The organism is Rahnella sp. PAMC25617 (assembly GCF_050606005.1).
GTDB classification, from domain to species: domain Bacteria; phylum Pseudomonadota; class Gammaproteobacteria; order Enterobacterales; family Enterobacteriaceae; genus Rahnella; species Rahnella variigena.
Map to the genome: position 1 here is coordinate 78,492 of NZ_JBOCUM010000005.1, position 14,436 is coordinate 92,927.

The following is a 14,436-nucleotide window of genomic DNA, read 5'->3' on the forward strand; positions in this document are numbered from 1 at the left end:
GTTGATTAAGGCTCTCTGCTTTTTATAATTATAGCAACGTATTGTCAATTATCTTGATGGTGATGAGTGTTTTTGTTAAAATAAAAGAGTAAGTGTCAAAGACTTTGAGCATTACACGGACGTTATTTATACATTATTTTCACAAATTCAAGTGATACTACGACATCCTCTTCTCACTGCCCCGCCTGACAGGATTCTAAAAAGGGGCATAACGCATTAACTCTCTTTGCGTAAAATTGAATTACAGAATGCTCTTCTCTTTTTCTCTAATCTGATATCAACATCATTAATAACCGCGTCATTACCCCAACCGAGATGTCTGTAAAATTTCGCAGCACGGCTGTTCTTATCGGTTTCCAGCCAGACTACATCATGGTGTTTAAATAACTCTTGCTCAGCAGCCATGACAAGCTTACGCCCTGCCCCTTTATTTTCATATTCCGGGCGAACAAATGCCGCAAAGAGGCAACCTTCATCCTGTAAAATCATTGAAAAACCGATAATTTTTTCATTATCAACTGCTACCCAGGCACAAGGGTTTTTCAGGATCATATCTGCCACAACGCTTTCAGTGATCCCCATCAGCCGCATTTCCTCACGACTGAGATGATTTTCTATCACCGACGTTCTCACATCGAAAATACTCCCGACATCAGAAACAAGTGCTGGTCTTATGTTTATACCCATCAGATAAGGTCTCAGGCATGATTTAAAATGTGATGATACCAAATATATCAACCAGATACTCACCCGACAGGTTCGTGGCAGAAACGAAAATGGATTTTTCAGCCGCCCTGCGGACGGCTCTCCGCTCAAACTCATTCGTCAGGAGCAAATCTCAAGTTATCGGCAGTTGCCAGAGTCACAAACGGCCCGGCCAGCGTGACATTGTGATGAGCAATAATTTCATTTGCTGATAAAAATTCGTTATCCATTGTTGTATGCGCATCTGAAATCAGCACGGTCCTGAATCCCAGTTCCGAGGCAACCCTGCAGGTTGTGTCGACACAAAATTCTGTTTTCATCCCGGCGATAACCACCCGTTTTACGCCTCGCTGGATGAGCTGAAGCTGCAGGCCGGTATCGCGGAAACAGCTGGGGTGCTTTTTAATAAAAACGATATCCCGCTCAACGTTCACGTCCATTTCAGGTATCAGTTGTGTTAACGGACTTTGTTCAGATAAAGGGGAGTCATCGGGTCCGGTGTGGCGGGCGAAAAAGATGGGCACCTGAGCCTGTCTTGCTTTTGCAATCAGCAGACAAATATTCGACAGAACCGCTCCGGCGGAATGCGGAGATGTCGGGCCACGGAAAAGTCCTTGCTGCATATCGATAACGATAAGTGCATTTTCAAATGAAATCATAATGTTTCTCCATTCAGAATATTATGAACGGAGAGATTTTCTTCCCCGTCCGGATTGGCGGGGAGTGAGGATCTGTTTTGTCAGGAGTCAGTCACAGATACGCCCACACCACCGCAGGTTACGGTAGTGGTGGTGACTGTGGTTGTTGGCTGAACTGACTTAATCATTTTCTGACCTTAACTTATTTATTGAAAATCAGGCACTGGAAACAGCAGAAATCATAAATACTGCTCATTGCTTATAACACTGAGCAAATACCGGATTCAATACATTTAACCTGAATGAAGTACAGCCCTTGTTGCCGCGAAAAAGCGCCTATACCGGCTTTTGCTCAAAGCAGGCGGTAAGATATCTCATCTCAACAGATGGACGGCCGAGGCATGCTTTAGTGCAAGTGGCAGAGCAAAACAGAAAAAAAGCTGGGATTTTGGATTTACGACTGTATATTTAAACAGTTATTTATACAACGAATAGGCCATTTGAAATGAATAGCACTGTTGAAGAGATAAGTTTTGAGATTTGTGAAAATGCTGATGCGGAACAATTATTATCCATTGAAGAAGGGCTTAATGATTTCAACGATTTAATGACGGGGATCAGTGATCGTAAGCCATTATCGGTATTAATAAAATCAACGAAAACGGGTAAAGTTCTTGGAGGAATGCAAGGACGTTCCTCACTGGGCCTCCTTTTTATAGATCTTTTCTATCTACCACCAGAGCTGCGGAGAATGGGGCTTGGCACAGATATCCTAAATCGCTTCGAGGATGAAGGGCGAAGAAGGGGCTGCACTGCAGCATTTTTGTATACGATAAGCTTTCAGGCTCCTGATTTTTACAAAAAACACGGTTGGGAAGAGTTTGGCCGTATTGACTGCGCGCCTGAAGGAACAAGCCGGATATTTATGAAGAAATCCTTGTAAATCCAATTTTATCTTTCAGCCGGGATGTACTCTTTTCGCTCAAGAAAATGTAGCCCCTGCAATACGCTCTGAAGAGCTGATTTTGTAATTTCAGCAAAGGGTTGTTAAAATTTATGTTAATTAACGCCCCACAGCAGAGATGCTGCGTCCTTTACCTGACCCAAAGTTGACCAGAAATGAAAACGAATATCCCCTCCTGGCTGCAGCAAACTGCGATCCTGCTCTTATGGGGGCTGGTTTATTATTTATCAGGATTGATGTCTCTCAAATTTGACGACACAAATTCTGCGATTGCTATAGTGTGGTTTCCTCCTGGCGTTGCGGTAGCGGCCTTTTTATCTGCTCGCTGGCGCCATTACCCCGCGCTTATCCTCATCTTTGTTCTGGCGAGCGTACTACAGGACCGGGCGTGGCAGAATCTCACCACTTTTCTTATCTCAGTGGGTTATTCACTTCTCGAAATGCCCGCCAACGTTCTCATTGCCTGGATCGTCCGGCGCTTCGCGCGGCCAAATGATGATCTGCACGTCATTATTTTGTGGATATGCTCCACTTTTGTCATCAGCATGTTGGATGCGCTAATCGTGGCGGGAGGTTACGCGTTTCTCAGCGGACAGCCGATAATGACAACTATCTGGAATGGTTTCGTTGCTGACGTCACTGGGATTTTCTTTGCCACAACTGTGGTGATGGGTTTCGTGAACAAGCGTGGGCATCAGGCGTTCCTCCCCTGGACGAAGCGGCTGGGAGGCCTGGCCTTGTTGCTCTCGATCTGTGCTTTGACAGTATTTATTTTCAGCTATAGTGACACATGGCTTAAAACCGAAGCTCCCGCGCTATATTTCGCCCTTTCCTGCTTGCCTATTGCCCTGAGTTTGATGCTCGCCCTGGTATGGGGCAACCGTGGAGGATCCATCGGCCTGCTGGTATTAGGGCTGATTGTCATCCATTTTACCGACATGCATCAGGGCCCGTTCTTTCTGCACAACCTTAGCCTCGTCGAGTCACTGCTACTGGCGCTAAGTTATCTTTCTGCGACAGCCTTGCTCATCGTATTTGTACGCGTATTAAGACGTTCGACAACCCGTTTCAATCCAGATACCGGCAGGCTTTCAGGTAACGGCGTACTTTACAGACTGGAGCCTGAAACTGGCAAGTTTACCTGGGAAAATGATCTCTCTTCACTGCTGGATTCTGCTTCTCTGACAGAGTTCGATACTGTTGAGAAAGTGCTAAGTCATGTACATCCTTCAGACAGAGAAAAACTCAATCAACACTGGTTCAATTCGATGTCAAGCCAGCACGATACTGTCATTTTTCGTATTAAGTCGAATAATGATGAGTGGCTAACGCTGGTAGACAGCGGCGGTATCACCATGGCAAATGCTGACTCGTTAATTATTGTCGGGAACTGGCAGTCCAGCCATTACGATTTGGCTATCTAAACTCAGACGTCATGATTTAATTAAGAGAGACCGACTTGTGATACAGATTGCATTATTATTGTTCGGCGTGGATTTTATGCGTTACTGGGGCAAATATCTGATTCTGTTTGGGATCCTGTGGAGCCTGTTCGGACTGGCCATCTTCCTCGACGGTCTGGACGGAGTGACGTACTTCCCTCTGCGATTTTTTGGCTTGCTGTTGCTCACGGAAAGTTTAGTGACGCTGAGCATAGCGTCGGGAGGCATCGGTGCGCAAAAAGCACTCCTCTACTTTAAGGGAGGCATATTTTGTTTCGTCTCGCTTCTAATCTTATCAAACCAGTCTTATAGCAATTTGCTCCTGGCGATCGTATTCGGATTTGCCTATTTCGTGATTGGTCTGTTTGTGGTTTTCTCGGCGTGGATTGTGCGTTTCCCTAACTGGAAGAGTTCTTTTTTGAACGGCCTGGCACAAATCTTTTTTGCCATTTTCATATTCAGTCCCTACCCAACACATTACAAGGCTACGGTCTCTTTCTTCCTGGGAACACTGATGGTTTTCAGCGGTATTCATACCGTACGCCTTGCTCTTCGGGTTATGCGACTGCAGGAAGGGACTTCTGTATTCGAACTTTTAGCGCCTGAAGGTATAGGTGCTGAGTTGAAAAAAAGTGGCACGCAAAAGTCAGAAGTTGCTACGCAAGTTATTACTGATTTTCGCGAACCCCTCACCGTTCATATATGGACGCCCGAAGGAACAGCCAGCGCATCGACTATTCCACGCCCGGTGATCAACCGTTACATTGCCGCAGTTGACTCGGAAGGTGTGATATCAACCGGCCATGCTGCGCTGGAGGTCCCTGACAGTATTTACATCAGCCTGTACCCAGCGGAAGATATCGACCGGTCGCCATCGGAGTTCCTGAATACACTTAAAGCAACACGCGATAATGATGTTTTAGGTAAGTTTCAGCCTGACTATGCCACCGAGGCGGCAGAATGGTGCCATTCAGATCGTAAAATTTGTTTCACCAGATACAACGGAAAAGCCTTACACCGTTTTTGGAGTGACTACAAATTAACAAAAACCTATAACCTGACCTACCGCAACTGTTCAAGCAGTGTTGCCTACGCGCTGGAAAACGCCCTGGATGGTGTGCTCTCCGGACGTACTGAAAGCTGGTTATCCATAATCAGAACGCTCACTATGCCTGAGCTTTGGGTTGCCGCTCAGTTACGCAAACGCGCTATCTCAATGGCCTGGACGCCAGGTCTGGTGATGGATTACTCCAGGGCGCTGCGCAGCATCATCCATCCTGTACCAAAGCCCTGGTATCAACGCGTTCGCTTCAAACGGCATGACAACAGAGAGGCCGATGAATAGCGCACGACGGGATATCTTGGAAGTCAGTCAGTGGGAAACAGATTTAGAGAACAGCTGGATAATCAAAATTCCCACAGCAATAAAAACCATGCCCATGATGGCAGGAAGATCGAGTTTCTGCTTATAAAACAGAAATGACATTATAGAAACCAAGAAGATCCCCATCCCCGCCCAAATCGCGTAAGCGATACCAATATTCATGGTCTTGACCACCTGGGAAAGACCATAAAACGAAATAGCATATCCCACCACCACAACCATGCTTGGGATTATTCGGGTGAAGCCATCTGAAGCTTTCATCATGGTTGTGGCCAGCGTTTCAGCGCAGATAGAAATGGCGAGAATAATGTAAGTGTTGAGCATCTTCTTTCCTCTTGTACAAAATATCTGGAAGAGTATATAACCCGACTCAATCTAAAGTTTAAACAACCGGGAAATCATCCGCTATTAAACACGTCGCGGCGGCAACCGAAGCTCAGGGCTTATATCCACGCCACGTCTGGACATGAATTTTTTTTCTGATGCTTTGGTTGACGGGCGACGACTGTGCCTGTAGACGAAGATCGACGTTTACACCCGCAAATGCCTGGGGAAAGGCGGGGGGCAGAATCGGCGCTCGTCAGAGGTGGCTGGGATGCTGAACAGTATAGCGCTCAGGCTCCCTTTACCGCAGTTGCTGAAGACAGATAATGATTCTGACAATGCAGCCAGAATGAAGCCGGGTATTCCTGATTATGGCTGGTTCACCTACGGGGGCGGGTCAAGACCCTGCATGACTCACTGAGCGTTGTATCAAATCCTGAGTGCAGGTCATTTTAAATAAACCTGGTTAAAATTGTTCCATTTTTTTTCCACATAATTAATAAAATCTAAAAACAGAGGGGAATAATAGGGTCTGTGCATCCAGACAAGATAGACGGGTATTTTATCCAGTTTCCAGTCAGGAATGATCTGCACAAGTTTTCCGTCGCGGATATGTGTTAATGCTAGCCATTTAGGTGTGCCCAGAAGCAGCCCTTTTCCTTCAAGGAGTAAGTTGAAAAGAGCCAGAAAATCGTTAGATTTAATAGCAGGCTTGTGATTTTTGTCTAAGGAAACTGTTTCATCCCCATTTGAAAAAATCATATTATCTTTTAGATTACAATTATCCACCATCAACAGGGTATGCCCTTCGAAATTGTCGGGCCTGTCAAAAATATTAAATTTTTTAATGTATTCAGGAGAGGCGCAGCTAATAAGCTCCACAGAGCTTAGTTCTCTATGCACCAGTTCTGGTCTTTGAATATTTCCGTATTGAAGTGCTACATGATCGAAGTTTTTCACATCATGATTGAATTCAAAAAGCTCCTGTGATTTTATCTCCACCCTGGCCATAGGGTTTTTGATTATATATTCACTTGTCCAATGATTAGCAAGCAACTGACATACCACAGAGGGTACGGAGAATTGTATGTCCCCCTGAATTAAGAGTTCAGGATTCTGTAATTCTGACAGCAGGGACTGAAAGGATTCAGTAATATTCTTCGCTTTACTATACGCAATATGACCCGCAGAAGTGATTTCAAAATTACGAGCATCCCTCTTAATCAGCATCGTTTGGACATAATCCTCTAACCTGGATATAGCCTTGCTCACGGTGCTGACACTAACACCGAGCTCACGAGCAGCAAGAGAAAGGTTCGCCTTCTCAATTGTCTTTATAAAAATCACCCAATCACGAAGCTCGCGAGTGTTATTATATTTCAAGTTTCACCTGCAAAGAAATAAAAACAAAATTTACTATAGCATGAAATTTTAAATAAGGGATAAACATGATGCTCTGATAACTATATAGCAGAATTTTCTATTATGTTATTTTATTATGTAGCTAACTACATAATTCCAATTTTTCCAAATTGGAAAAGTTAATTTTCCCACTTGTTCATTCACTTGTTTGAAATGTAAATGTATTATAAATGAATTGATTTTTTAGGTTTAACATTTGAATAGAATGAGAACTAATTATGAAAAAAAAGCATTTAATACCTTTAGGTTTACTCATTGTTTTTTCTCTTTCTCAGGGTTTAAGTTATTTCAAAATCTGTATCCCTCATGCTATTAAGAGAACTGCAAGAGCAGTCGCCAACGGGTACTTCATAAAAATATTTGTATTGATTGCGTTATATTGAAAATTTGAATTATTTTAAAAGATTGAAATTATGAATAAAATATTTAAGAAAATATTTGGCTGGGAATGTTCTTCATTCGACATATACCAACAGAGTTATTACAAGTTTGGAGGAAGTGTAAATACACACCCTAAAATCTTGCAGTATCTGTTAGATAAGAAAATATGCGAAATAGATTTTTATCATTATAAAAAGAAAGATATCATCCAAGGTTGTTTTTTTGAAATCAGTAATAAGATTGGCGTTGATCTGTGGAGAACATATCCAATAACGAGTGATGAAATCATATTACCTGTGAATATAAATAAGAAAATATTCCTCCCCGGGCGTTCAAATAAGATATCCTCTGCCCATTCCAACCATTTTTACAATACAATTTTCACTAAGTTCAGACCAAAGAAGAAATTTATATGTCTGGCCAAAGATGATTTTTCAAAAAAGAGCCATAAAAACAGAAGGAATGAATTCAATAAATTCATTAAAGAGGGAGGTGCTGTTAAAAATGTAAACGAACTCCAACCAGAACAACTTGCCAATATATATGTACTTCTTTTCAAAAAAAGATTCCAGGACAATGTGAAATGCTACAGCAAAGAAATTTTGATAGATTTTTTCACATATTTTAAAGATATGATTTTTGGTTATGTTCTTTTTATCGATGGTTCATTACCCTGCGCATATGATTTTATACTTAAGGCTGAGTCTGATAAATGGATATATTTTGATGTGCCTAATGGAGGTGTAGATCCTGATTACTCACATCTGAGTGTCGGAAGTATACTCATGTGGTTGAATATAAATGAAGCTGACAAGTTATGTAATGATAAAAACAAAAAGAGGCTATTTTCAATTGGATTATATGATCCAAAATGGGATTATAAAACGCGCTGGTGCAATAAGGTGCCTGTTGGTAAAACAATCTTCATGTAAACAGGACCTCAGTTGCAGCCGGTTTGAATTTTATACTGCAACTGCAAACAAACCCGTTTTAGTTCCACGCACTTTTTGAGATCACGGCCAGGTAGATCCCTTCCCAATATCGGTGCCAGGATAAATCAGAGGTCCGGGCGAGATATACCTGCTGATGAAAGCCTTGCTCAGATTTGAGTCAAATCAATAAACGCGCAGGTATTGTTGCGGATGTGGGATCGGAACTGTAATTTCCCATTGAGCGGGATTTGACGAGATATTTATTATTTTACTAACATCCTGTTATTCAGTGCATTTTCGGGTCAGCGATTGTCGGGTTTTGTAGGATAATGATGCACGGTTTACGGGATACAACGCTTTATTAACAGGATAATGGGATGCTTGAACTGTTTGACGTGAGCTATGAAGAGCTCAGAATGACCAGAGTAGATGAACTTTACCGGCTAAGAAAAACAACCTTCAGTGACCGCCTGGGATGGGAAGTTGTTTGCAACCAAGATATGGAGTTCGATGAGTTCGACAATGACTCAACACGCTATATTCTCGGACTGTGTAAGGGGAAACTCGTTTGCAGCGTGCGCTTTACCGCTCTCGACCAGCCAAACATGATAACCCATACGTTTCGTGCGTGTTTTGATTCGGTTCCACTTCCTTCTGAGGGAGTTGAGTCGAGCCGTTTCTTTGTCGACAAATTGCGAGCCCGGGAACTTCTCGGCGAACGATACCCTGTTAGTCAGGCACTTTTTCTTGCCATGATAAACTGGGCTCAGGATAACGGACATGCTGGGATTTATACCATCGTAAGTCGCGCTATGTTGACGATATTGAAACGCTCGGGCTGGCAAATACAGACACTTAAAGAGGCATTTCTTAGTGAGCGGGAACGCATCTATCTGATCTATCTTCCTGCCGGGAAGGACGATCAGATGAACATGGCCACAGGACTCAACAGCCAAACAGAATCTTTGATTACCTGGCCGCTGACGCTGCCGGTATAATCAGTTCCAGTTCAACGCCCAGCCTGATTGCCTGGCGGGCGTTACTGACACCCAGCTTAGCAACGACATTTCCCATATGAAACTTTATCGTACTGACTGAAACGCCGATAATAGTTGCAATCTCTGCATAGGTTTTCCCCATACTGGCCCAGTAAAGCACCTCATTTTCACGGAGAGTGAAAATGTTATTTTCCTTTCTCGCCGTAATTTGACGTCCGCGGGCTGATATACCGCCAACAAGCCGATACATCTGTTCATTTATATCGATGAGAAGCATCTGCAAGTTGCCACGTTCAGAAGTCAGTCGCTCTTCCAACTCTTGCTGGCTATTGTCGGCAATGATAAAAGACAGCAATGCCAGATTTCCCATCTGATCATGCAGCACAAAGGTATAGCCATTCAGAATGTTGTACTGCCTGGAAAGGGAAAAGATTTTTGTAAATTTCAGTTCAGACATTAGCGTGATGTTTTCGTCCCACGCAAAGGGAGAGGTTCTTTTGAATGCGGTGAGTATTACCGGGTCGGTAAGCTGAAAATTGTTGGCCCGATAAAGATTGACCCACTCATCAGGATAACTGGAGATGATAAGGACTTCTGCAGGATTTTTTTTCCTCACAACGGTATAGGCATAGTCGGGACTGCCTAGTGGACACAGCTTACGGTCGATATAATCTTTCAATGTTTCAGTGATCGTGTGATTTTGTTCAAAAGCACTAAACATACTGACTCCCTGAGGGCTGCTTATCCCTTAATGCCGACATCTATACTTAAGTACAGGTTTTTTCAGGACTTAAGTACAACTTACGCCCCATTATAATGAATGATACCTTCTTTAACGAAAAAGAAACCTCACACACTGCTCCGAACAATGTGTGAGGAGGCCAATGGACGGCCAACACCAGGGAAACACTCGTACTAAAAACCATAATAAATTAAATTTTAAGAATATAAAATTTTTTTGATAAAAGCGCCCATTGGGTGCTTTTTTTTTGCCCGATTAAGTCGGCTAAAAGACCGGCAGAACCGGCCATTATGCGGGCAGGTGATGTAAAACCTTTTTTGCCTGCCCGACATTCATTCAGAAACCTTCTCACCGTCAGGTCGGATCCTGAACCAGATCGCATACATTGCAGGCAGAAAGACGAGAGTAATAATGGTGCCGCCGAAAGTCCCGCCAATCAGCGTATATGCCAGCGTTCCCCAGAACACCGAGTGTGTCAGAGGGATAAAGGCCAGAATCGCTGCCATTGCCGTCAGTAAGACGGGTCGTGCGCGTTGAACGGTAGCTTCCACGATGGCATGGAAAGGGCTAAGGCCTTCCTGCTCATTGTGGTGAATTTGGCCTATCAGGATCAGCGTGTTACGCATCAGAATGCCGGACAGTGCGATGAGTCCTACCAGTGCGTTGATGCCAAAAGGTTGCTGGAAGAGAAGCAGCGTAGGCACCACCCCGACCAGCCCCAGCGGCGCCGTCATAAACACCATAATCATTGCCGACATCGACCGCACCTGCACGATGATAATGAGCAGCGTAAGGGCAATCATTATCGGGAATAGCGGCAGCATTGCCTGGGTGGCCTTGCCCGACTCCTCGATGGCACCCGCCTGCTCAATGTGATATCCCGGCGGCAGGGAGGCGATGACCGGCTGAAGCTCGCGTGTGATCGACGCCGACACATCCGGGGGCTGCAAGCCGTCGGCGATATCACCACGCACCGTAATCGTCGGCATTCTGTCGCGACGACGCAGCAGCGGATCCTCCATACGAACTTCGGTTTCACCCAGTTGCGAAAGGGGAATGCGCTGCCCCCCGGCGCCAGCAAGCGTCAGTGCGCCAAGCTGAGCCGGATCGAGACGCACCTCTCCCGCCGCCCTGCCCGTGACTTCCACAGAACGAATATCTTCCCGGACCGCAGTGACCGGTGCACCACTGAGCAGAAATTGCAACTGCCGGGCTGCGTCGGCGGGTGTCAGTCCCATAGCCTGCAGCCGGTCCTGATTTAACGCGAAATGTATCACCGGTACCCGTGAACCCCAGTCGGTATTAACCGTACGCATCATCGGGCTGGCCTGCATCAGCGCTTTCACTTTGGTGGCAAGCTGGCGAAGGACGTCAGGATCAGGTCCCGTTACCCGATAAGCAACCGGGTATGGGGAATACGGGCCAAACACCAGCTGGGTAACACGCACCTGTGCCTCAGGCGCGAGCCCGTCAGCCACGGTGTCACGCAGGCGTTGTTTAAGCGCATCGCGTTCATGCTCACTTCTGGTGAGGACCACGATTTTCGCGAAAGATGGATCCGGCATCTCGGGCGCCATAGCCAGATAGAAGCGCGGCGCGCCCTGGCCGATATACGCGGTTACCGTCTGCGTCTCTTTTTGCTCACGCAGCCAGCGTTCAATCCGGGCAGACGTCATACTGGTCTGTTCAATTGAGGTGCCGTAAGGCATCTGGACTTCAACCAAAACTTCCGGTCGATCGGAGGTGGGGAAAAATTGTTTCTTCACCAGCCCCATACCCAGTATGGCGATGATAAAGCAGCCAATCACCGCGCCAGCGACCCACCACTTACGCCTGATGACCAGAGTCAGCCATTGTCTGAAGCGATTATAATGACGGGTGTTGTAAATCGCCGCATGACCGCCTTCTATTGGCTTAATATCAGGCAGCATTTTCACACCGAGATACGGGGTAAAGACCACTGCAACGACCCAGGAGGTGATCAGCGCAATCCCCACAATCCAGAACATGTTGCTGGTGTATTCGCCTGCGGTCGACTGCGCAAATCCGTTGGGCATAAATCCGACAGCGGTGACCAGCGTACCCGCGAGCATGGGGGCAGCCGTATGGCTCCAGGCATAGGCCGAGGCCTTGATGCGGTCGTAGCCCTCCTCCATTTTGACCACCATCATCTCCAGCGCAATGATGGCGTCATCAACCAGCAGTCCCAGCGCGAGAATGAGCGAGCCAAGCGTAATGCGATCGAAATTTTTACCGGTGGCGGCCATCACGACGAAAACCACGGCGAGGGTTAGCGGCACGGCGGCGGCGACTACAATGCCAACCCGCCAGCCCATGCTGACGAAACACACGACCATCACCACCAGCAGCGCCACAAAGAACTTGATCATGAACTCATCGACAGCAGCACTGATATTGACGGCCTGATCGGAAACGTTAGTCAGCGTCATGCCCAGCGGCATCCCTTCATTAATCGTACTGACTTCTTGTTTTAGTGCTTTACCCAGTTCGAGGCCGTTCCAGCCCTCACGCATCACCACGCTCAGCATCAGCGCGGGCTCCCCATCATTACGAATAAGAAAATCCGGGGGATCGATATAACCGCGCTCTACCTTGGCGATATCCGCCAGCCGTAAAGTATGATTACCGGCAACAACGGGGGTATTACGAATTTTCTCCAGCGTATCCAGCGCACCGTCAAGACGGATAAAGATTTCAGGTCCGCGCGTCTGTATCGAACCTGCGGGCGACAGAACGTTCTGTGCATTAAGCGCAGTAAAAATTTGTTCCGGTGAAATACCGAGTGTGGCCAGCCGGTCATGGGAGAAAGAGACATAAATACGCTCGGCCTGCTCACCAGTAATGGTGACTTTTTTCACGCCGGGCACATGGAGAAGTTGTTGACGAAGCTTCTCGGCGTCACGCGTCAGAAAGCGCTGCGGCTCCCCTTTTGCCTTAAGGGCATACAGCGCGAACACCACATCGGAAAATTCATCGTTAACCATCGGCCCGATCGCCCCCGCGGGCAGATTACGCGCCTCATCACTGAGCTTTTTACGCGCCTGATAAAACTGCTCCTGCACTTCTGACGGCGGAGTACTGTCCTTCAGGGAAACCATGGTGTAAGCCATTCCCGGACGGGTATAAGTCTCTGTACGGTCGTACCATTTCAGTTCCTGCAGGCGCTTCTCGAGAGGTTCCGCCACCAGGTCCTGCATCTCCTGTGAGGTAGCACCGGGCCACGCGGTGATCACCGTCAGCTGTTTGACAGTAAACGGGGGATCCTCAGCCCTGCCCAGTCCGAGAAAAGCCATTACCCCGGCCACGGCTATCAGGATTATCAGGAACAACGTGATTGCCCGTTCGCGCACGGCCAGCGCCGACAAATTAAAGCGATGGCGACTCATGGTGCGATCCCCTCAGGGCCAGCCATCGCCGTTCGCACGGTTTCGCCTTCATGAAGCAGATGCGCCCCCAGGGCTGCCACCTGCTCTCCGGCGGTAAATGCCCCTGAAACCCGCGCGCTGTCGTCGCTGATGCCGAGTATCGTTACCGCATGCCATTTCACTTTGGCGGGTTTGCCTTCCACCACCCATACGCCAGAACCCCGTCCGGCATCCCATATGGCACTGAGCGGCACCGACCACGAGGGTGAGGTCGCCGAAGATTCCGGGATATGCAGGGTCACGGTCGAGCCTAAGGGGGCACGGGCTGCCGCGCCGCTCAGCACATAGCGCGCCTCAAAGGTACGTGTCGCGTTATCCGCAGAATCCGACAGTTCCCGCAATCTGGCTTCACTGACACTTTGACTACCGTACATGACGGCAGACGCGACCGATCCGACTTGCGGACGCAGCGTCTCAGGGAGACTCACCATCGCCTCGCGCTGTCCGGCACGCGCAAGACGCACTACCGTTTGCCCCGCGCTGACGACCTGTCCGGGATCTGCGAGTGTATCCACAACCACGCCATCAGCATCTGCGCTAAGCACGACGTACTGAGACGCGTTAAGGGCTACGCGCGCCTGCGCCTGAGCGGCACTCAGCTCGGCGCGTGCCGAGTCTGCTGCAGCACGTACCTGACTGTAAGCCGAAGCGGAAATCGCACCGCCACCCACCAGACTACGATAGCGTTTTTCATCCTCGCCGGTCTGACGGGCGCGAGCCTGGGCGGCAGTCACTGCATCCTGAGCCGCACGTGCCTGTAACGCCAGGTCTGCGGGATCCAGCCGAAGCAGCGGCTGGCCTCGCGTGATGCTTTGCCCTTTATCCACCATCCGCTCCAGCACTTTACCTGATACGCGAAAACCGAGATCTCCCTGAAAACGCGCGGCCACAATGCCGTTAAAAACGCGTGATTGTTCCTGAGCAGGTTTGACCTCCGCCGTCCTGATAAGCGGTGACCGGGTACGCGGATCGTCCGCTGCACTTGAAGGATCACCGCAAGCGGTCAGCAGGAGCGGAAGCAGACAGGTGGCGGACAAAAAGAGAGTGTGCCGGAGCAT

12 protein-coding genes are annotated in these 14,436 nt (G+C 47.5%); 5 read left to right on the forward strand and 7 right to left on the reverse strand.

Going from position 1 to position 14,436, the window contains the following annotated elements; translation table 11 throughout:
• Positions 1-216: 216 nt before the first annotated feature.
• Together ACM615_RS05330 and ACM615_RS05335 are read right to left on the reverse strand one after the other, a co-directional pair.
• A complete protein-coding gene (locus tag ACM615_RS05330; RefSeq protein ID WP_431011573.1) occupies positions 217-582 on the reverse strand; it encodes a GNAT family N-acetyltransferase in 366 nt (121 codons plus the stop codon).
• A gap of 236 nt (positions 583-818) precedes the next feature.
• Positions 819-1,364: a cysteine hydrolase family protein gene (locus ACM615_RS05335; RefSeq protein WP_431011574.1), complete on the reverse strand. Its 546-nt coding sequence runs from the start codon at positions 1,362-1,364 to the stop codon at positions 819-821.
• 484 nt (positions 1,365-1,848) lie between these two features.
• Here ACM615_RS05335 and ACM615_RS05340 point away from each other — a divergent pair, with 484 nt between their 5' ends.
• The 3 genes from ACM615_RS05340 to ACM615_RS05350 all read left to right on the forward strand — a co-directional run bounded on the left by ACM615_RS05340 (position 1,849) and on the right by ACM615_RS05350 (position 5,094).
• Complete coding sequence (locus tag ACM615_RS05340) at positions 1,849-2,286, forward strand: GNAT family N-acetyltransferase (protein ID WP_431011575.1); 438 nt, start codon at positions 1,849-1,851, stop codon at positions 2,284-2,286.
• A 176-nt stretch (positions 2,287-2,462) separates the two neighbouring features.
• Positions 2,463-3,731, forward strand: a complete 1,269-nt coding sequence (locus ACM615_RS05345) for an MASE1 domain-containing protein (RefSeq protein WP_431011576.1) — start codon at positions 2,463-2,465, stop codon at positions 3,729-3,731.
• 37 nt (positions 3,732-3,768) lie between these two features.
• A complete protein-coding gene (locus ACM615_RS05350; protein ID WP_113876494.1) occupies positions 3,769-5,094 on the forward strand; it encodes an HdeD family acid-resistance protein in 1,326 nt (441 codons plus the stop codon).
• Between the two features lie 27 nt (positions 5,095-5,121).
• On the opposite strand, the gene ACM615_RS05355 is transcribed toward ACM615_RS05350, so the two are convergent.
• Complete coding sequence (locus ACM615_RS05355) at positions 5,122-5,457, reverse strand: DMT family transporter (RefSeq protein ID WP_113876495.1); 336 nt, start codon at positions 5,455-5,457, stop codon at positions 5,122-5,124.
• 447 nt (positions 5,458-5,904) lie between these two features.
• Complete coding sequence (locus ACM615_RS05360) at positions 5,905-6,840, reverse strand: LysR family transcriptional regulator (RefSeq protein ID WP_431011577.1); 936 nt, start codon at positions 6,838-6,840, stop codon at positions 5,905-5,907.
• A gap of 452 nt (positions 6,841-7,292) precedes the next feature.
• On the opposite strand from ACM615_RS05360, the gene ACM615_RS05365 reads away from it, so the two are divergent.
• A complete protein-coding gene (locus ACM615_RS05365; RefSeq protein WP_431011578.1) occupies positions 7,293-8,192 on the forward strand; it encodes a hypothetical protein in 900 nt (299 codons plus the stop codon).
• A 377-nt stretch (positions 8,193-8,569) separates the two neighbouring features.
• Positions 8,570-9,190: an acyl-homoserine-lactone synthase gene (locus ACM615_RS05370; protein ID WP_129639533.1), complete on the forward strand. Its 621-nt coding sequence runs from the start codon at positions 8,570-8,572 to the stop codon at positions 9,188-9,190.
• Here the strand turns inward: ACM615_RS05370 and ACM615_RS05375 are convergent.
• The 3 genes from ACM615_RS05375 to ACM615_RS05385 form a co-directional block, all read right to left on the reverse strand.
• Complete coding sequence (locus ACM615_RS05375) at positions 9,162-9,911, reverse strand: LuxR family transcriptional regulator (RefSeq protein ID WP_113876499.1); 750 nt, start codon at positions 9,909-9,911, stop codon at positions 9,162-9,164. The two genes, ACM615_RS05370 and ACM615_RS05375, sit on opposite strands and share 29 nt — an antisense overlap.
• 353 nt (positions 9,912-10,264) lie before the next feature.
• Positions 10,265-13,339 (reverse strand): efflux RND transporter permease subunit, encoded by a 3,075-nt coding sequence (locus ACM615_RS05380; protein WP_431011579.1) that lies wholly within the window; start codon positions 13,337-13,339, stop codon positions 10,265-10,267.
• On the reverse strand, positions 13,336-14,436 hold the full coding sequence (locus ACM615_RS05385) for an efflux RND transporter periplasmic adaptor subunit (RefSeq protein ID WP_431011580.1): 1,101 nt from the start codon (positions 14,434-14,436) through the stop codon (positions 13,336-13,338). Before ACM615_RS05385 ends, ACM615_RS05380 begins: the two co-directional genes overlap by 4 nt.